The organism is Wujia sp. (assembly GCF_056872695.1).
In genome coordinates this window covers 59,196-78,903 of the sequence record NZ_DBMFCD010000005.1, presented here as the reverse complement: position 1 = coordinate 78,903, position 19,708 = coordinate 59,196, and the positions used below count along the sequence as shown (strand labels likewise).

The following is a 19,708-nucleotide window of genomic DNA, read 5'->3' as shown; positions in this document are numbered from 1 at the left end:
TTACATCAATCGTTAGGGAATGACAACCTTTTCGCGAAAAATACAATTCTGAAATACTGTTTAATTCGGTGTATAAATGATTGAAAAATAAGGAAAAATCTTATATAATAAGCTTTGTGTATATCTGATTGTATTGGAAGGGTTTTAATGAATAACAAAGAAAGAAGCCAGGTCTTAAAGATGCTGTATCTCATCACGCAGATTGGGTTTACGATGGTGGTTACGATCTTTATAAGCATGGGCATCGCATATCTGATAAAGCGTATATTTGGGAAGGATTTTATGGTATGGTTTATCGTGATCGGTGTGCTGGCAGGTTTTCGCTCCGTATATATTCTTATACGGAAATTCCTGAATGATTCAGATAAAAAACACAGGTAAATAACGGATGCACGGCAAGTTTTTGCCGGTGTGGTGTATCGAAAGACAGGACAGTTACGACATGACAGAGGTTCACAGAATATTGAAGGAACTGTATATCGGCATGGCGGCATGCATGATCATATTTTTGGCGCTTGGCGCATTTTTTGCGCGTCCGTATTACATGTTCGCAATCGCTTTATTCGTGGGCAATCTTGGTGGTGCGCTGCGCATCTATCATATCTATGATGTGCTCGATCAGGCACTCGATATGGGAGAAGCAGGCGCGAAGAAAAAAGTGATTGTAAACAGCCTGCTGCGTATGGTTGTGACACTTGCTTTGCTGGTAGGTTCTATCTATCTTGGAATCACAGCATTTGCAGGCGTAGCACTTGGCATGATCGAACCGAAGATCTGCGCCTACCTGCAGCCTAAAATCCGCCGCATCCTGATCCGCCTCGGATTGGAAGAACCGGAAGAACCGGTCGGGCCGGAACAACCCAGTCAGGAAGATGATGACGAATCAGATCAGTCACACTTCTCGACAGAGGAGTAACACAAGGTAGTAATTAGGAGGTTGCAAAACATAGTAGGATAACATGAACCGTGTATTTCAATATGGTTTTATTCTGAATATACGATATGTTTGAAGCTTAGAAGTTCTTGATGTTCTGCAGATAAATAGCCATGTTTGAACACGATGTTCAAACAAGACGCCACTGAGCCATGGATGGCGAGAGTTGTGACGCATACGAACCTACGGTTCGTATTTAGGATGCGTCACAACGACCTACCACTGAACGAATGTGAAGTGGTGATACCCGGGGCGTCGGTGGCGTATGGATAGAACAATTGAATCAGAACATTTAGAACTTCTTGGCTTCAATACATTGTATATAGAATAAATCATATTGAAATACATGGTGGATATTAACTGGTTTTGCAATCGACTAACATAAAATAAAAAAGGAGGAAAAGCGTATGAGGAGTGGGTTTGCCACTGGAATACAAGTAATCAGTAACAGCTCCGAAGATGTAGATTTCTATATCCACGAACTGTATCCGATTCATTTCTTTGGCACGACGGTATATATTACCACCACCCATGTCTGCACCTTCATTGTACTGCTGGTGATTGCGATCTTAGCAATCTGTGCCAGAAGAAGTGTGCTGAAGACGCGGGATAACCCAAGTAAATTCGCCACTGGAGTCGAGCTAGCCATCGAATCACTGATCAAGTTCGTCAACAGCACGATGGGAAAAGAAGCTGGTAAGCATTATATCAATTACATCGGAACCTTGTTCATATTTGTACTTTTTTCGAACATATCCGGCTTATTTATGCTTCGGCCGCCGACCGCGGATTACGGAACGACGCTCTGTATCGCACTTGTATCATTTGTCATGATACAGTACGCATCCATTCGTTACCAGAAATGGGGTGCATTCAAGAGTCTGTTCGATCCGATATTCCTGTTCTTCCCGATCAACGTGATCAGTGAGTTTGCCACACCGGTATCACTGTCGCTGCGTTTGTTCGGTAATATTCTGGCAGGAACCGTTATGATGGCACTTTACTATGGCATGCTGCCGATATTTGTAAAGATTGGTATTCCATCGGCACTGCATGTGTACTTCGATTTGTTCTCAGGTGTGATCCAGGCGTATGTATTCTGTATGCTGACGATGACATTTGTTGCAAATAAGCGAAATGTAGAAGGGTAATAAGATTTAATATTTAGAAAAACGGAGGAATTATTTCATGAATACTATTACAGGTGAAACAATTATCAACGCTGCATCCGCAATCGGAGCAGGTATTGCGGTTTGTTCCGGTATTGGTCCTGGTATTGGTCAGGGTATCGCAGCCGGTTATGGTGCTTCTGCAGTTGGACGTAACCCAGGTGCAAAGGGTGACATCATGTCAACGATGCTTCTTGGACAGGCGGTAGCCGAGACAACTGGTCTGTATGGTCTGGTTGTATCACTTCTTCTGATGTTCGTTAAGCCTTTCAAGTAAGAACAAAATTAGGAGGAGTAAAATATGACAGGAATTGCAAATATCGCGCTTCTGTCAGAGGAGACGGGCCGTATCTTCGGTCTGGATGCGCAGCTTCTGTTCGATATTCTGATACAGGGACTTGCGGTATTTCTGCTCTTCATCTTTCTGACTTATGTGCTGATCAACCCGGTGCGCAAGGTGCTCGAGGACAGACAGAACAAGATCAAGGATGACCTTTCCCATGCGGCGACAGACCGCGCGGAGGCAGAGAAGCTTCGTGCAGAGTATGATGAGAAGATCAAAAATGCGAACAGCGAAGCGGGTGAGATCCTTTCTTCCGCAAGAAAACGTGCGGTGAAGAACGAGGAGAACATCATTGCCGAGGCGAAGGAAGAGGCAGGACGCATTATCGACAGAGCAAACAGTGAAGCCGAGCTTGAAAAAGAACGTGTGAAGGATGAGGTGAAACAGGAGATCATCGGCGTGGCAACCGTGATGGCAGGAAAGTTCGTTGCATCCTCTCTTGATGAGAACACACAGGCTTCTCTGATTGATGAGACGCTGAAAGAGATGGGTGATGATACATGGCGAGACAAGTAGAAACAACCTATGGAGATGCACTTTTGGAACTTGCCTTAGAAGAAGGCAGTCTGAATATGCTCTATGAAGAAGCGCAGGCTCTTGTGACAGTGTTACAGGAAAACGAAGAATTGCTCCGCATTCTCAAGCATCCACAGATTGATAAGGACGAGAAGCGGAAGATAGTGGATAACATTTTTAAAGGACGCGTATCAAAGGATATGGTCGGATTGTTCGGCATCATGGTTGAGAAAGATCATGGCAGCAAGATTGTAGATGTGCTCCGCTATTTTATCAGACAGGTAAAACGGGTAAAAAATATAGGAGTTGCAAGTGTGACAAGTGCGGTTGCACTTACCGGTGCACAGAAGGCATCGATCGAGAAGCGTCTGCTTGAGACGACAGATTTCGCTTCGATGGAAGTAACCTATACGGTAGATGCATCCATCATCGGCGGACTTGTGATTCGAATTGATGACAGAGTGGTTGACAGCAGTATCAAAACCAAGATTGAGACGATGTCAAAGGCACTCGCACAATCATAAGAAGGAGGTGTTCGTGTTCCATGAATTTAAAACCGGAAGAGATTAGTTCCGTAATCAAAGAACAGATTAAGAACTATGAGACAAAACTGGAAACATCCGACGTTGGAACAGTTATCCAGGTAGCGGACGGAATTGCACGTATTCACGGTCTTGAGAATGCGATGCAGGGCGAACTTCTGGAATTCCCAGGTGAAGTATACGGCATGGTTATGAACCTGGAAGAAGACAATGTAGGTTCCGTTCTTCTCGGTGATCATAAAAATATCAACGAGGGAGATATAGTAAAGACAACAGGACGCGTGGTGGAAGTGCCTGTTGGCGATGCGATGCTTGGTCGTGTCGTAAATGCGCTCGGTCAGCCAATCGATGGCAAGGGACCAATCGCAACCACGAAGTCAAGACAGATCGAGAGAGTCGCATCGGGCGTTATCTCCCGTAAGTCGGTTGACACACCGCTTCAGACAGGTATCAAGGCGATTGACGCTATGGTTCCGATCGGAAGAGGGCAGCGTGAGCTGATTATTGGCGACAGACAGACCGGTAAGACAGCAATCGCGATCGATACGATCATCAATCAGAAGGGGCAGGGAGTAAACTGTGTCTACGTTGCAATCGGTCAGAAGGCATCGACCGTAGCAAATATCGTGAAGACATTGACAGAGTACGGCGCAATGGCATATACAACGGTTGTTGCAAGTACCGCCAGCGACTTAGCTCCGTTACAGTATATTGCACCATACGCCGGATGTGCGATTGGTGAGGAATGGATGGAAAATGGAAAGGATGTATTGGTTGTATATGATGACTTGTCAAAGCATGCAACTGCTTACCGTACACTTTCCCTGCTTCTCCGTAGACCGCCAGGCCGTGAGGCTTATCCGGGTGATGTATTCTATCTGCACTCCAGACTCTTAGAGCGTGCAGCGAAGTTGTCGGATGCACTCGGTGGAGGATCGCTTACAGCCCTTCCGATCATCGAGACACAGGCAGGTGATGTATCTGCATATATCCCGACAAACGTTATTTCCATCACAGACGGACAGATCTATCTGGAGACAGAGATGTTCAACTCCGGTTTCCGTCCAGCCGTAAATGCAGGTCTTTCTGTATCACGTGTTGGTGGTGCCGCACAGATCGGTGCCATGAAGAAGCTTGCTTCCCCAATTCGTGTGGAGTTAGCACAGTATCGCGAGCTTGCAGCATTCTCCCAGTTCGGTTCCGAGCTTGATGAGGATACGAGAAACCAGCTTGCGCAGGGTGAAAGAATCAAGGAGATCTTAAAGCAGCCACAGTATAAGCCAATGCCGGTTGAAAAGCAGGTTGTTATCATCTACGCTGCGACAAGAAAGTATCTGCTTGATATCGAGGTAGACCGGATTCTGGAGTTTGAGAGTGGATTGTTCGAATACATTTCCACGAATTATCCGGACATCTTCGAGAAGATTCGCGAGGAGAAGAAGCTGTCCGACGAATTAGAGGACGCTTTGAAGAAGGCAATTACGGAATTCAAGGAAACATTCTAATAAATAGAGCGAGGAGGTTGATCTTTCTTGGCATCCATGAGAGACATTAAGCGGCGCAAAGAAAGCGTCCAGAGCACGCAGCAGATCACCAAGGCGATGAAGCTTGTCTCTACAGTTAAGCTTCAGAAAGCCCGCGGGAGAGCTGAGAGCAACAAACCATATTTTAATATGCTCTATGATACGATATGTTCCATCCTTGCAATGACGAAAGAACCAAACCATAAATTCCTGAAGGAAAACGGCAGTGACAAGAAGGCAGTCATCGCGATCACATCGAACCGCGGACTTGCCGGTGGTTACAACAACAATGTTGTGAAGGAGATTGTTGCAGCCGGATTTTCGAAGGAGGATACCTATATCTATGGTATCGGAAAAAAGGGTATTGAGGGCTTGACCAGAAAAGGTTACAGCATATATCAGGATGAATCAGAGGTCATCAATGCACCATTGTTTGACGATGCGACCGAGCTTACGAAGCAGCTTTTGACGCAGTATTCCAAGGGCGAGATCGGCGAGGTGTACATCGCATATACGAATTTCAAGAATACCGTGACACAGGAAGCAAAACTTATGAAGCTGCTTCCGATCCGGGAGGAGGATTTCACATCGGAGCAGCCGATCAGTGACGATAAGCTGCTGATGAACTTCGAGCCGTCGGAGGAGGAAGTCTTAGACCAGATCGTGCCGAAATACATGTCCAACATTATTTACGGTGCACTGTTAGAGGCGGTAGCCAGTGAGAATGGTGCGAGAATGCAGGCGATGGATTCCGCGACAAGCAATGCGGAGGATATGATCGGAAGCCTGTCACTCAAGTACAATAGAGCAAGACAGAGTGCAATCACGCAGGAGCTTACGGAGATTATTGCCGGAGCTGATGCAATAAGTTAAAGGAGATTAAGGAAATGGCAGATACAAATGTAGGTAAGGTTACCCAGATTGTCGGTGCCGTTATCGATGCGAAGTTTACCGAAGGTAAACTGCCTGAGATTCACGATGCGATAACGATAGCCACAAAGAGCGGTGACACACTGTACGCCGAAGTATCCCAGCACTTAGGGGATGACACCGTTCGTTGTATCGCGATGGGACCGACAGATGGTCTCGTACGTGGTATGGAAGCGGTTGGTACCGGCGCGCCGATTACTGTACCTGTCGGTGAAGCAACACTGGGACGTATGTTCAACGTGTTGGGACAGCCGATTGACAATAAACCGGCTCCAAAGGTAGATACTTACCTTCCAATCCATAGAAAAGCACCAGAGTTTTCAGAGCAGTCAACCGAGACAGAGATTCTGGAAACCGGTATTAAGGTCGTTGATTTGCTTTGCCCTTATCAGAAGGGTGGTAAGATCGGCTTGTTCGGTGGTGCCGGTGTTGGTAAGACAGTATTGATTCAGGAGCTTATCACAAATATCGCGACAGAGCACGGTGGATATTCTGTATTTACCGGTGTTGGTGAGCGAACAAGAGAAGGAAATGACCTGTATTACGAGATGATCGAATCCGGCGTTATCGAGAAGACAACGATGGTATTTGGTCAGATGAATGAACCGCCAGGAGCAAGAATGCGTGTTGGTCTGACAGGCCTTACGATGGCAGAGTATTTCCGTGATCAGGTTGGAAAGGATGTATTGTTGTTCATCGACAATATCTTCCGTTTTACACAGGCTGGTTCGGAGGTATCCGCACTGCTTGGACGTGTGCCTTCTGCCGTTGGTTACCAGCCAACCCTGCAGACAGAGATGGGCGCATTGCAGGAGCGTATCACTTCGACAAAGAATGGTTCTATCACATCGGTACAGGCGGTCTATGTGCCAGCCGATGACCTGACAGACCCTGCACCTGCAACTACATTCGCACACCTGGATGCGACAACGGTACTTTCCCGTTCCATCGTAGAGCTTGGTATCTACCCAGCGGTAGATCCTCTGGAGTCTACTTCCAGAATCCTCGATCCAAGAGTGGTTGGCGAGGAGCATTACAAGGTGGCACGTGGTGTACAGGAGATTCTGCAGAAGTACAAGGAATTGCAGGATATCATCGCAATCCTTGGTATGGATGAGCTTTCCGAGGAGGATAAGATCGTTGTTGCCAGAGCAAGAAAGGTACAGAAGTTCCTGTCACAGCCATTCCATGTAGCAGAGCAGTTTACAGGACTTCCTGGTAAATACGTTCCGCTGTCTGATACGATTCAGAGCTTTAAGGAGATTCTGGAAGGTAAGCATGACGATATTCCGGAGAGCTATTTCTTAAATGCCGGAAGTATCGACGACGTACTTGCGAAGTGCAAGAAGTAGAAATAAATTAGGTGGTATACATGGCAGAAAATAAAATGATGGTTCGTGTGATCGCACCGGAACGGGTATTTTACGAAGGGGAAGCTTCTTTCCTTGAGTTTAATACGATTGAGGGCATCATCGGACTGTACCCAAAACATATACCTATGACGGTGGTTGTTGCACCGGGTGTCCTGAAGATTCGGGAAGATGGTGGTGACAAGGAAGCGGCTTTGCATTCCGGTTTCGCGGAGATCCTTGGCGATTCTGTCACGATTCTGGCTGAGTCGGTCGAATGGCCGGATGAAATCGACATTCGTCGTGCCGAGGAAGCAAAGATTCGTGCGGAGCGCCGCATCCATGACAACTCACAGGATATCGACCGGGCGGAACTTGCACTGAAGCGTGCGATGCTTCGTCTGGAGATGACAAAGAAAGTGTAATTTAATCTTAGTCAGACAAAAAACGCATCGAAAGATGCGTTTTTTATTATGTCTGCATGCGACCAGGAGCAAGAGTGGCAAAATAGGGGAGATGCTCCAATCGGAAAGGGTTGAGAATCAAGCGGATTGGGGGTAAAATAGTAAAATAAGAGAAAAACTCCAATTAGCGTGTGCGGAGCAAGTATGGGAGGAAGACGATATGAGTGAGAAAACGGATGAAGGTCAAAACAGGAATGAATTGGAAGCAAAGCTCAAATCCAAACAACGAACGTACAAGATATTGACAAAGCTTTGCTGGGTTTTCCTGCCTATGCTGGCAGCACCGTTTATTCCTGCATTCTGCGGGGCGGAAGATTCGACGTGGACCTACCGGCTGACTGGAATTGCGGTTGTTTCCATTATGATTGGATTTGTCATAGCATTAATTGCTGCAAATATAGAGAAACAGATGAAGGAGCTGATCGGACAGTGTGCCGTGCGGGGCGTATTGGAAGAACAGATGCAGGTACTGGAATATATGCCGACCGGGCATACGAACGAAGATTTCCTGAAGAACTGCAAGCTCCTGCCGGAATATAATGAAGTGACCGGCTCCGATTACTTCCATGCGATCTACAGAGGTGCAGAGATCACGTACTGCGATCTTTGCCTGAGGTGGCGAAGCGACAACATGGATCCGGACAGACCGGGATCATCTTCTGCAGTGACGCGATTCCGGGGACCGTTTGTGACCATAGTCCTTCCACATAATATAGACGGTGTCGTTCATGTCATTGAGCGGAAAGGCGGGAAGAAACCGGCAGAAGCAATCCGGCTTGGAAATACAGATTTTGACCGGAGATTTACGACTTTGGCAACTGACGAACAGCTTGCAGGAAGCATATTGCCACCGGATGCAATCCTCAGCATACTGCAGCTTCCGAAAGATACCTATCTGGAATTCGCGGGAAATCAGCTCGTTGCCGCAATATACAATGATGAGGACCTGTTCGAAATGAAAGATATCAATGTAAACGATGGCATGGACGAATATAGGGAGAAATGCCGCAAAGAACTCGCAGAACTGCTGCAGATATTCGATAATCTCATAGATATAATATAGAGATGACATATCAGTCTTTATCGGAAGTAAAAGGAGAGTAGAAGATTAGTGTAATCATGGCGAAGTAATGCATATAAGCAGGAGGTCGACAGACAGATAATTGCGATGTAAAAAATAATATAAAGGTTGCAGATCAATAATTTTCATATAGGGTATCAGATAGTAAAAAGGTACTCATGAAAGATATGATATGTTTGCAGTTTTAGAATTAATTAGTGCCCCTTCAATATAAGCAATGCTTGAACAGGACGTTCAAGCAAGTTGCCACTGAGCCATGGATGGCGAATTGGCAACGGTTGCGTATAGTACTAAAATATAAATTAGGGGCACTTAATAATTCTTAACTGCAATACATTATATCTTCATGAATACCTTTTTCTATGATACCCTATATGAAAATTGTATACTCCCAAACTCTTCATCTTCTAAAAATCGCAATTATCGTCCGTCATCAACTAAATTTATCCATCAGTTTCCCGAACTTCTCAATCTTACTCATCGTATCATTTCTGGCGGCTGCCGAACCTGTCTTTCCCTCGGACGCTGTCTCACCTGCATTCTGTGGGCTGCTGACACCAGCCGAACCGCCTGTCTCCAATACCGGTGCAAGCCAGATCTTGCCGGAACCACGATATACATTAACCAGACCTTCACCGGATACAGCAGAGCCAACCAAAGATTTGGAAGATTTCTCAACTGTAAAATCCAAAGAGGATGACCATGCAATTGCCATATTTCCATCGATCTTCATCATATCATTGTCGAGTACAACCTCGATAATCTCATTTCTTGGAACGATGCTTTCCAAAGCACATATACCTGTACCATTCAAACTCAGATTGAATAATCCTTCACCACCGAATACAGCAGAAGAGAGGTTACTTCTTGCGACAACCTTCTGTGTAATGGTATTGTCACAGGCGAGAAACAATCCGTCATCCAGGACAACACTGCCACCCCATTCCTGCAGATTCGTAAGCAGGATATGACGATAAGTTGGCTCTAACATGACCTGCCCATAGCCGGTGTAGATCGGCTTTGCAATCGTCTCCTTTGTGACGGCAGCCTTTGCCATACCACTTAAGAAACCTCCAACGCCTTTGACGCCGCTTTCCATCTGTATCTGACCTGCCATCCACTGCATGGCACCGGCTTGAACGGTGTAACCATTTCCGTTGAGATTAAGCAGAAGCTGACGCTTGTTGACATTCATGCGGGACATGTAGTACTGCAGCTTCGAGGTAGACGGGCTGACACTCATGTCCTGCACATATTCCAGTACCTGCATGCCGCCAAGAGCAGAGGTAACCTGTACATTTGTGTTATTTAATAAGCTTTGACTTACCATATATGTCCCCCTCCTCTTATGCGGTTGGTGCCATCAGAATCGAACCGGTACCACGATATACATTGACCAGACCTTCGCCGGAAACAGCCGAACCGATCAGCGATTTTGAAGATTTTTCAACCGTGAAATTCAAAGAGCCGGACCATGCGATTGCCATATTTCCGTCAATCTTAACCTCGTCATCCTGCAGATTGAACATGATAAGCTCCTGCTGTGGAACCGGGCTTTCCAATACAGCGATACCCTGTCCGGAAAGGCTCAGGTTAAATAAGCCCTCTCCACCGAGCGCAGCAGAGGAAAGTGTCTTACGGCTGACAACCTTATGCTGTAATGTGCTGTCGCAGGCAAGGAACAAACCATCCTCGAGTACGATCTGCCCCCACTGTGCCACATCGACAAGCAGGATGTGCTTGTAGGTTGGCTCTAACATAACATAACCCTGACCGGTGTATTCCGGTTTGGACATTGTCTCACCGGTTACGGCTGCACCGAGTGCTTTGCCGAGGAAATTACCAGCACTTACACCGGATTGCATGGATACATTTCCGAGTATCCACTGCATGGCACCTGCCTGTAATTTGCAGGATGTGTTGTTCAGCTCGACCAAAACCTGGCGGCGGCGTACATTCATCTCTGCAGAAAAATATGCAGTTTCTGCGTTGTATGGAGAAACTGACAGATCCTTCTGGTGTTCAAAGACACGATACTGTCCGAGCTGGTTGATACACTGCATGTTGGCGTTGTTGAAAAGATTGTTGATACTAAACATAAATACCTCCCCTTATCCGGTCTTATAGATTTACGCGTTGCGCAGGACCGGTTATTCTTATGATTGTTCAGAATCGGTTGTCGCCTTTGACAGTGAAAACGTAAATTCACTGCCGACACCCTCCGTGCTTACGACATTGATATTCTCGTTGTGTGCCTTAATGATTTCCTTGGTGATTGCAAGCCCGAGACCGGTGCCCTGCTTATCTTTGCCGCGGGAACGGTCCGCCTTGTAAAAACGAACCCATACACGGTTCAGGGAATCCTTCGGAATACCACATCCCTCATCCTTTACAGATACAAAAATTTTATTATGTTTTTCCGATAATGTCACGTAAATTGATTTACCGTTCGGCGTAAATTTGATCGCGTTATCAAGCAGATTATAGATAACCTGTTCGATCTTCGTCTTGTCCGCGTGGACAACCGAATGTTCCGTGTGATTATTCAGCCGGATTGCAATCTGTTTTTCGATGCAGCGTCCCTCGAAGGAATTAATCGCGGATAAAACAAGCTCGACGATGTCAAAATCCTTGCATACAAGCCAGATGCCATAGGAATCGTAGTTGTTCAGTTCCAAAAGGCTGGAGGTAAGCTTCGTCAATCGGTTGGTCTGCTGTACGACGATATCCAGGTAATGACTTTGTTTCTCCGGAGGGATTGTTCCGTCCTGAATTGCCTCGATATAGCCTTTGATCGAGGTGAGCGGAGAGCGGAAATCGTGGGATATATTGGAGATAAACGCTTTTCGGTAATCGTCCAGCTTTTCCAGCTCGGAAGCCATATATTCCAGTGTGGAAGCAAGCTGTCCGATCTCATCAGCAGAATGAATATCCATCGGCGTATCAAAATTACCGGTTGAATATTGCTCTGCTACGGAGTTGATTTTCCGGATTGGACGCATGACTTTACCCGAGATGATACCAAGCAAAGCAAAGGAAATGATAATCATAAAGAGATATGGAGCATAAATCAGTTTGACGATCTTCTCCTGGATAATGTGCAGCTGTTCTACGGTAGAATGAATCAGCAGCATGCCGTTTGGTTGGTTGTTCGTCCGGATTGGAATCGCAACCGAGATAACATCTCCATCAAAGGTATCAAAAAAACTACCATTGAAGGATTGTGCGGTATCAATATCAAAATCCGGATTGATTAGAAAGATATTTTTTGGGTTATCCGGATGTCCTTTGGCATTGGCAAAACCATAGATGATGCCCTTTTCGTCTGTAACCCAGATACTGGCATTTAAAGTATCACTGTAATAACGGAGACTTTTTTGCAAATCGTCTTCGGTGTAGATCCCCTGGATATATCCGGTCACGGTCTGGTCTGCAATCAAAAATGCTTCGTTTGTCAATACTTCAGTACGCTCATCGACCAGCATGTTTTTTGTGACATTTGAGGCATAGAGTACAATAAATCCAAAACATACGGTGAAGATCACCAGAAAACTCATAAAAATTTTATCAAAAAGAGAGTGTCGTAATGTCATGTTACTTTACCTCAAATTTGTATCCCTTGCCCCAGACGGTAGAGATGGACCAGTTGTGGTTTTCATTTATTTTTTCACGTAGACGTTTGATGTGTACATCCACGGTTCGGGAGTCACCGGCATATTCATAATCCCATAGACGATCCAGAAGCTGGTCACGTGTGAATACCTGGTTTGGTCTCTTGGCAAGGAAATATAAAAGCTCCAGCTCCTTTGGAGGCATTTCCACGGATTCGCCATCTACGGTTACGGTGTAGTTTGTCATATTGATGAGCAGTCCATCGTATTCGACAAATTCCCCCTGATGATCAGTCACTTCTGCGATGCTTGCAGGTGCCGTGGATGCTACGACAGGAGTCATAGAAGTACGGCGTAAAACAGCCTTGACTCTTGCTACCAGTTCGTTGGAATCGAACGGTTTGATCATGTAATCATCAGCACCGAGCTTTAAGCCAAGTACTTTGTCAAATACTTCTCCCTTTGCAGAAAGCATGATGATCGGTGTCTGGCGTGTCCTGCGGATTTCCGTGCAGACTTCATAGCCATCAATATCCGGGAGCATGATATCGAGCAAAATAAGGTCAGGGTTGAAGGCTGCTGCAAGTGCAAGCGCGTCCCTGCCTGTGTATGCGATTTCAGTTGCAAAGCATTCCTTTAGCAAATACAGAGAGATAAGCTCTGCGATGTTTTCGTCGTCATCGACGATCAGGATTCGTTGTTTGTCCATGTTCCCCTCCAAATTAAAGACTGTTGTGTGATTGCAGATCGTTTATAGTTCGACGATCGTAACACCATATTCGCCCTCGCCGAATTCGCCAGAACGATATGACTGTACAAGTGGATGTTTCTTCAGATATTGCCAGATGCCCTTGCGCAAAGCTCCGGTTCCTTTTCCGTGGATGATCGTGACACGGGAAATGTGTGCCAAAACCGCATCATCCAGATATTTGTCAATCTCAAAGCATGCTTCGTCCACGGTTTTTCCCATGACATTCAGTTCCGGTGAGAATGTCATAGATTTGCCCACAGATGTATGATCCCCGCCGGCGCGCTTGCCGACATATTTTTGTTTGGTTCCATTTACTGACACGGTGCTTTCCGGGATGATCAGCAGGTCGGAGATTGGTAACATGGAATTTAAGATACCCATCTGTACACCTGCAATCCCCTTGTTGTCCGGCAGCTTTGTAATTGTGCCACGCGTCCCCATGCTGAGTACCTGTACTGTGTCACCGATATGGAAATCAGATGCCTTGTGATTCGAGGTCTGTTTCTTTGTCTCAGAGGCTCCGGATTTCTCGTAATCCTTGATCTTGCCCCGCAGCCTGCTTCGCTGTTCTTCCATCGTCCGCATGTCTGCCTTATGTGGGTTGTTGCGCCATTTGTTGTAATCTCGTATCGTCTGATCTGCCACATCCTTGGCTTCTTCGATAATATCTCTGGCTTCTTCCCTTGCTTTTTTCAGAATCTCGGCTTTCTTCGTATCGAGATTTTCTTCTTTTTTCTGTAACGATTCTTTCAGCGATTCAATTTCCTGTTTGTAAGCTTCAATTGCCTTTTCGTCCTCCTGCATGGAACGCTTGCTTGTTTCGAGATCTGCGAGCAGAGTTTCCATGTCGATGGCATCGCTGTCAATTTGTTCTTTTGCGGAGTTGATGATATAATCCGGCAGACCAAGCTTACTTGCGATGGCAAATGCGTTCGATTTTCCCGGAATACCGATTGTCAGACGATAGGTCGGACGCAGGGTTGCCACATCAAATTCACAGGATGCATTTTCCACACCATCGGTGGAAAGGGCGTATGTTTTTAATTCGCTGTAATGTGTCGTTGCCATGCAGCGGGCGCCCATGCTTTTCAGATAATTTAAGATGGAAACAGCCAGTGCCGCACCTTCGACCGGATCGGTTCCTCCGCCCGGTTCATCGAACAGACATAACGTGTTAGGTGTTGCGTGTTGTACGATATAGACGATGTTGCTCATGTGTGAGGAGAACGTCGACAGATTCTGCTCGATGCTCTGCTCATCACCGATATCGGCGAAGATATCGTCAAAGACAGCCAGACGGGATTCCTCCATCGCCGGGATATGCAGACCGGCCTGCCCCATGAGGGAGAACAGTCCAAGTGTCTTTAGGGATACGGTTTTACCACCGGTATTTGGACCTGTGATAATGAGCAGGTTGTATGTCTCACCAAGCCGGATATCAACAGGTACAACCGAGTGCTTCTCCAGCAATGGATGGCGTCCCTGCCGGATGTCGATGATACCGTCGGTATTGAAAATTGGTCTTGTGCTGTTCGTTGCGCGGGCGAATTTCGCTTTGGCAAATATAAAGTCCAGATCGGTCAATAATTCCAGATCATAGGCGATATCGGAGACATAAGCAGCTGCCTGCGCACTTAAAGTCTCCAGTATTTTCTCAATCTCTAGTAATTCTTCGTTCGCGAGTTCCTTGATCTGGTTGTTCAGATTGACGACAGCCATGGGCTCGATGAAAAGCGTGGAGCCGGTCGAGGACTGGTCATGGATCATGCCCGGGAATTTCGAACGGTATTCCTGCTTGACCGGAATACAGTATCTGCCATTTCGCATGGTAATCAGAGAATCCTGTAATTGATCACGGTTTGTGTCGCTTTTGATAATTTTATCTAACTGCTGATGCAGCTTGTCATTGGTAAGACGAATTTCCCGTCGGATGTTCTTCAGCTCGGAGCTTGCGTCGTCCGCGTATTCATTTTCGGATAAGATACAGCGCGTGATTTCGGATGAGATATGCTCGAGTGGCAGCAGCATGTTGAAACGCTCAGTCAGGGAATCGCTGGTTGTCTGTGACACCGGTTCCTGATTGCGGCTTGCAAGTGCCTCGGTCAGATCGGAACCATCGCCGTACTGTTTGGCGGCTTTTGCGACCTGCAGAACAGCTGCGATGTCAAGCAGCTCCTGGGAAGTGAGTGTACCCTGTACCTCCAGGCGTTTGATGGATGCACCAATGTCGCGCAAACCGGAGAAACTGATATTTCCGTGGCGATTCAGGCGATTCAGGGCGTCATTTGTCTCCTCCTGTAGTTTGCGGATAACGTCGATATCGCGCTGTGGTTTCATGCGGTCGATACGCCGTTTCGCCATAGGGGATACGGCGTACTCATTGACCATTGATAATATTTTCGTGAACTCTAAGATTCGTAAGCTTCGTTTGTTCATGGTTCTTTCCTTTATAAAAGTATATTAGACCTGATTAAACGATTTTTTTGCATTGATATGCAGCACCAACCCGATAATGGCACCAACAAATGCAACAATACCGCCAATCAGAAGCAGATAGAAACCAGCGCCGTACTGAACCATAGAACCATAATCGGAAAGCTCGTCTTTTGCGCTCATAGTTTCATAAACTGCAAAAATTCCCTGAATCAGGGTCAGGATAATATTCAATGTATTTACCCGTAGCATGGACAGGGCAATGATCACGATTGCCGTTATTAAAAAGATGACACCATCTTCTCCGTCCTTAAATAATGACATGGATTCACTGTATCCAAAAAGGGAAACAGTCAGGAACGGAAGAAAGACGGAGATCAGACAGAACAGGCTTCCGCCCATCACTGCAAAATGTCCGGCATTGAATTTCCGCTTGAACTTTGCGCCAGCTGGTGCATAGGCAGCAGAATTTGCATATGGCATCTGATTGTAATTTGGCTGATTATAGTTTGCCTGAGGCTGCTGGTACTGCGCCTGATTATAGTTTGCCTGAGGCTGCTGGTACTGCGACTGATTATAGTCTGTCTGAGGCTGCTGGTATTGCGCCTGATTGTAGTTTATATCCGGTTGTTGATATGGCATGTTGTTTGTATTTGCTGGTTGAATAATTGGTGCACCGCAAGCAGGGCAGGATGTTGTACCGTCTGCGAGAGCAGCTCCACAAGTTGGACAATTCATAGAATCACACTCCTTAAAAATAGTATAGATTTAAGATAGCATATATTTCGGGGACTGACAAGAATTATCCTATGTATATACGCTTGCGAAAAGCACATATAAGTGTTATAAATAGGGAGGAGCAAAGTGCAGGATGGAGGAAGGAAGAACATGAATTATATCAAAGAATTGCGTGATGGAGAGATGGTATCGGAAATCTATCTCTGTAAAAATAAAGTGGTAGCGAAGACAAAGGCTGGAAAGACATATTACTCTTTGCAGCTTCAGGATAAGACGGGAACGGTGGACGCGAAGATCTGGGAGCTTTCAAATGCGATTGCACATTTTGAACCGATGAATTACATCCGCGTCGATGCACAGGTAACAAGCTTTAACGGCGCATTGCAGCTGAATGTCAAACGTGTGCGCGTGGCTGACGAGGGAGAATATAATGTGGCAGATTATATGCCATGTTCAACCAAAGATATTGATACGATGTATCAGGAATTACTGGGACTGATTCAGGGTGTAAAAAATCAGTATTTACATAAACTATTGGAAATGTTCTTTGTGGAGGACAAGACATTTGCGGAAAAATTCAAGAAGCATTCCGCAGCCAAATCCATCCATCATGGATTTATCGGAGGTCTGCTGGAGCATTCATTGTCGGTTGCAAAATTATGTGAGTATATTGCCGCCAATTATCCGGTTGTCAATCACGATCTGCTTGTGACAGCAGCAATCTGCCACGACATCGGTAAGGTTGATGAGATTTCCGATTTTCCACAGAATGATTACACCGACGAGGGACAGTTAGTTGGACATATCGTGATGGGCACCATGATGATTGCGGATAAGGTTCGTGAGATTCCGGGATTCCCGTTGAAGCTTGCAAATGAGCTGAAGCACTGCATCCTGGCGCATCACGGAGAACTGGAATATGGATCTCCGAAGAAGCCGGCACTGATCGAGGCGATGGCACTTGCACATGCCGACAATATGGATGCAAAATTGCAGACATTTACCGAGATTATCCGGGAGAATGCGGATAAGACGGAATGGCTTGGATTTAACCGGATGTTTGAAAGTAATGTAAGATTGACTGGTGAGTAAGATGGGTAATGAAGTAAGGAAAGCAATGACAATATTATATAAAGTGCATAATGGACTGTATGTGAATCTGACGAACCGCTGTCCGTGTGTATGTACGTTCTGCGAGAGACAGACCCGTGACCATGTATCGGAGGTGAATGATGCACCTCTATGGCTGGAGCATGAGCCAAGTGTGGAGGAAGTGATTGCGGAATTCAAGAAAACAGATGTTGCGCCGTATGAAGAAATCGTATTTTGTGGATTTGGCGAGCCGACCGAACGACTGGATGCACTGCTTGAAATTGCAAAATATCTGAAGGCGCATTACGATAAGCCGATCCGAATTAATACAAACGGTCTTGGAAACCTGATCTGGAAGGAAGATATCACGCCGAAGTTTGCAGGTCTGATCGACACAATCTCTATCAGTCTGAACACGCCGGATGCGAAGCGGTATCAGGAGATCGTTCGGAGCAAGTTCGGGGATGGTTCCTTTGAGGCAATGTTGAAATTCGCAAAGGATGTGAAGCGCTATGTGCCAAAGGTAATCTTAAGTACTGTGGAGACGACGATCACGAGGGAAGAAGAGGCAAAATGCCGGGCAATCTGTGATGAATTGGGAGTTACTTACCGGATTCGGCCATTTCATTAATGTGTCTGGTAAATGATTTGTGGCAGGCAGGTTAACTATACACGATAAATCACCGATAGTATAAATAGAGATGGGAATTATCTCCAAAAGCACAAGGATGTGCGCACAATTCTAAGGAAGGAGAGAAAAGAACATGGGAATGACGGTAAACGCAATGGCAGGTATGCAGGCTGCGAGTGAGAACATTTCTGATTACAGTGTAACAGCGAAGGCTGCGGAGACATCTGAGAAGAAGGCTCCTGCTGAGACAGAGAAGAAGGATGCGGTTTACGAGAAGAACACGCAGGAAAGTGCCAAGGCACCATATTCCATCAACAAGATGAGCAAGGAAGACCGCGCAGCTTTGGTAAAGCAACTCAAAGCGGACCAGGAGAGCAGACAGACCAGTTTCACAAATCTCGTATCACAGATGCTTGGTAAGCAGGCTGGAACGTACGGAATTGCAAACGGAGACGACTCTATCTGGAAGATCTTTGCAAATGGAAACTTTACTGTGGATGCTGCTGCAAAGGCACAAGCGCAGGAGGATGTTTCTGAAGATGGATATTGGGGTGTCAAGCAGACCTCACAGAGATTGTTTGACTTTGCAAGTGCTCTCGCCGGCGACGATGAGGATAAGATGCGCCAGATGCAGCACGCGATGGAGAAAGGCTTTAAGCAGGCAACCTCCGCATGGGGCAGAGATCTGCCGGATATCAGTAACAAAACATTGGATGCGGCAAATAAACTGTTTGAAGAATATTACAAGTCAAAACAGAGTGAATAAATGCACAAAAGGTTTGCTATTTCTAACGATTCAGTGTTAAAATAAAAGGGTCTTTGACAAGATCCTTTTATTTTTTTGACGGAGAGAGAAAATGCTGCGATTTTGGTATGTGATTATTATTTCTTTGCCTTATATTATTTATTATCTGGCGAAGGGGAGTTATATAGAGAAGAACGCGGAACGCTATTCGGAGGCAGATCGCTATCGCGTGGCACTGCGTGTGATTCATGTTATGAAACGGAATGGCAGAATCCGGACGAACGTGACGGGCGTGGAGAACCTGCCAGCGGAGGGTGGCTATGTGTTGTATGCCAACCATCAGGGAAAATATGATGCACTTGGAATTATGGATGCACATAAAAAGCCTTGCACGGTTATGATGGACGCAAAGCGTTCAAAGATGATTATTGTCGATCAGTTTATTACATTGATTGATGGCTGTCGGATTGATAAGACGGACATTAAAAGTCAGGTCGAGGCGGTTCGGAAGGTGACAAAAGAAGTAAAAAAGGGTAGAAGATATATTGTGTTTCCGGAGGGTGGATATTTTCATAACCGGAATGCGATCAAGGAATTCATGCCGGGGGCGTTCAAATGTGCAGTGCGCGCAAATTGTCCGATAGTTCCGGTGCTTTTGGTGGATTCCTATAAACCATTTGAGATCAATTCACTGCGGCGTGTCAGAACACAGGTACATTTTCTGCCAGCAATCTATCCGGAAGAATATGAGGGGCTTACAACGGAGCAGATTGCGAAGCTGGTACGAAGCCGCATTGTCGATGCGATGCAGCTAAAGGCGTGTGCGTAGGAACATTCGGGAAAAGAGGAGGTACGA

21 protein-coding genes are annotated in these 19,708 nt (G+C 46.0%); 15 read left to right on the top strand and 6 right to left on the bottom strand.

The genetic code is table 11. The features are described from left to right. Window positions 1–147 precede the first annotated feature (147 nt). The 11 genes from ACZQK9_RS06490 to ACZQK9_RS06440 all read left to right on the top strand — a co-directional run bounded on the left by ACZQK9_RS06490 (window position 148) and on the right by ACZQK9_RS06440 (window position 8,833). Entirely contained in the window at window positions 148–381 is a 234-nt protein-coding gene (locus ACZQK9_RS06490; protein WP_216507611.1) for an AtpZ/AtpI family protein, read from the top strand. Window positions 382–442: 61 nt separating this feature from the next. Beyond that, a complete protein-coding gene (locus ACZQK9_RS06485) occupies window positions 443–916 on the top strand; it encodes a hypothetical protein (RefSeq protein WP_483270041.1) in 474 nt (157 codons plus the stop codon). 425 nt (window positions 917–1,341) lie between these two features. Next, window positions 1,342–2,085 carry a F0F1 ATP synthase subunit A gene (gene atpB, locus ACZQK9_RS06480; protein WP_021984539.1) on the top strand — a complete coding sequence of 248 codons (744 nt, stop codon included), beginning with the start codon at window positions 1,342–1,344 and terminating at the stop codon, window positions 2,083–2,085. 37 nt (window positions 2,086–2,122) lie between these two features. Next, window positions 2,123–2,380 carry an ATP synthase F0 subunit C gene (gene atpE, locus ACZQK9_RS06475; protein ID WP_177970481.1) on the top strand — a complete coding sequence of 86 codons (258 nt, stop codon included), beginning with the start codon at window positions 2,123–2,125 and terminating at the stop codon, window positions 2,378–2,380. 24 nt (window positions 2,381–2,404) lie between these two features. Continuing rightward, window positions 2,405–2,962, top strand: a complete 558-nt coding sequence (gene atpF, locus ACZQK9_RS06470) for a F0F1 ATP synthase subunit B (protein WP_178018244.1) — start codon at window positions 2,405–2,407, stop codon at window positions 2,960–2,962. Beyond that, window positions 2,947–3,486 (top strand): ATP synthase F1 subunit delta, encoded by a 540-nt coding sequence (gene atpH, locus ACZQK9_RS06465; RefSeq protein WP_483270040.1) that lies wholly within the window; start codon window positions 2,947–2,949, stop codon window positions 3,484–3,486. The genes atpF and atpH overlap by 16 nt, the downstream gene beginning before the upstream one ends. Window positions 3,487–3,506: 20 nt before the next feature. Continuing rightward, window positions 3,507–5,009 carry a F0F1 ATP synthase subunit alpha gene (atpA, locus tag ACZQK9_RS06460; protein ID WP_483270039.1) on the top strand — a complete coding sequence of 501 codons (1,503 nt, stop codon included), beginning with the start codon at window positions 3,507–3,509 and terminating at the stop codon, window positions 5,007–5,009. Between the two features lie 27 nt (window positions 5,010–5,036). Continuing rightward, window positions 5,037–5,900, top strand: a complete 864-nt coding sequence (gene atpG / locus ACZQK9_RS06455) for an ATP synthase F1 subunit gamma (protein ID WP_483270038.1) — start codon at window positions 5,037–5,039, stop codon at window positions 5,898–5,900. A 14-nt stretch (window positions 5,901–5,914) separates the two neighbouring features. Then, window positions 5,915–7,309 carry a F0F1 ATP synthase subunit beta gene (gene atpD, locus ACZQK9_RS06450; protein ID WP_021984545.1) on the top strand — a complete coding sequence of 465 codons (1,395 nt, stop codon included), beginning with the start codon at window positions 5,915–5,917 and terminating at the stop codon, window positions 7,307–7,309. A 20-nt stretch (window positions 7,310–7,329) separates the two neighbouring features. Beyond that, window positions 7,330–7,731, top strand: coding sequence for an ATP synthase F1 subunit epsilon (gene atpC / locus ACZQK9_RS06445; protein ID WP_177981267.1), 402 nt, complete (start codon window positions 7,330–7,332; stop codon window positions 7,729–7,731). 199 nt (window positions 7,732–7,930) lie between these two features. After that, complete coding sequence (locus tag ACZQK9_RS06440) at window positions 7,931–8,833, top strand: DUF3137 domain-containing protein (protein ID WP_483270037.1); 903 nt, start codon at window positions 7,931–7,933, stop codon at window positions 8,831–8,833. A gap of 451 nt (window positions 8,834–9,284) precedes the next feature. On the opposite strand, the gene ACZQK9_RS06435 is transcribed toward ACZQK9_RS06440, so the two are convergent. From ACZQK9_RS06435 to ACZQK9_RS06410, 6 genes are read right to left on the bottom strand one after another with little or no spacing between them, the layout of a single operon-like run. Continuing rightward, on the bottom strand, window positions 9,285–10,181 hold the full coding sequence (locus ACZQK9_RS06435) for an AIM24 family protein (RefSeq protein WP_483270036.1): 897 nt from the start codon (window positions 10,179–10,181) through the stop codon (window positions 9,285–9,287). 16 nt (window positions 10,182–10,197) lie between these two features. Further along, window positions 10,198–10,950 carry an AIM24 family protein gene (locus ACZQK9_RS06430; protein ID WP_483270035.1) on the bottom strand — a complete coding sequence of 251 codons (753 nt, stop codon included), beginning with the start codon at window positions 10,948–10,950 and terminating at the stop codon, window positions 10,198–10,200. Between the two features lie 57 nt (window positions 10,951–11,007). Beyond that, window positions 11,008–12,444: a HAMP domain-containing sensor histidine kinase gene (locus ACZQK9_RS06425; RefSeq protein ID WP_483270034.1), complete on the bottom strand. Its 1,437-nt coding sequence runs from the start codon at window positions 12,442–12,444 to the stop codon at window positions 11,008–11,010. A gap of 1 nt (window position 12,445) precedes the next feature. After that, complete coding sequence (locus ACZQK9_RS06420; RefSeq protein ID WP_178018236.1) at window positions 12,446–13,171, bottom strand: response regulator transcription factor; 726 nt, start codon at window positions 13,169–13,171, stop codon at window positions 12,446–12,448. A 42-nt stretch (window positions 13,172–13,213) separates the two neighbouring features. Beyond that, window positions 13,214–15,649, bottom strand: a complete 2,436-nt coding sequence (locus ACZQK9_RS06415; protein WP_483270033.1) for an endonuclease MutS2 — start codon at window positions 15,647–15,649, stop codon at window positions 13,214–13,216. A 24-nt stretch (window positions 15,650–15,673) separates the two neighbouring features. After that, a complete protein-coding gene (locus tag ACZQK9_RS06410) occupies window positions 15,674–16,384 on the bottom strand; it encodes a zinc ribbon domain-containing protein (RefSeq protein ID WP_483270032.1) in 711 nt (236 codons plus the stop codon). 150 nt (window positions 16,385–16,534) lie between these two features. Here ACZQK9_RS06410 and ACZQK9_RS06405 point away from each other — a divergent pair, with 150 nt between their 5' ends. The 4 genes from ACZQK9_RS06405 (at window position 16,535) to ACZQK9_RS06390 (ending at window position 19,681) form a co-directional block, all read left to right on the top strand. Next, on the top strand, window positions 16,535–17,476 hold the full coding sequence (locus tag ACZQK9_RS06405) for a 3'-5' exoribonuclease YhaM family protein (protein WP_483270031.1): 942 nt from the start codon (window positions 16,535–16,537) through the stop codon (window positions 17,474–17,476). Window position 17,477: 1 nt separating this feature from the next. Next, window positions 17,478–18,107 (top strand): TIGR04100 family radical SAM protein, encoded by a 630-nt coding sequence (locus ACZQK9_RS06400; RefSeq protein ID WP_483270030.1) that lies wholly within the window; start codon window positions 17,478–17,480, stop codon window positions 18,105–18,107. Between the two features lie 133 nt (window positions 18,108–18,240). After that, on the top strand, window positions 18,241–18,873 hold the full coding sequence (locus ACZQK9_RS06395) for a hypothetical protein (RefSeq protein WP_483270029.1): 633 nt from the start codon (window positions 18,241–18,243) through the stop codon (window positions 18,871–18,873). A 91-nt stretch (window positions 18,874–18,964) separates the two neighbouring features. Further along, window positions 18,965–19,681 carry a lysophospholipid acyltransferase family protein gene (locus tag ACZQK9_RS06390; protein ID WP_483270028.1) on the top strand — a complete coding sequence of 239 codons (717 nt, stop codon included), beginning with the start codon at window positions 18,965–18,967 and terminating at the stop codon, window positions 19,679–19,681. The last annotated feature ends 27 nt before the right edge of the window (window positions 19,682–19,708 follow it).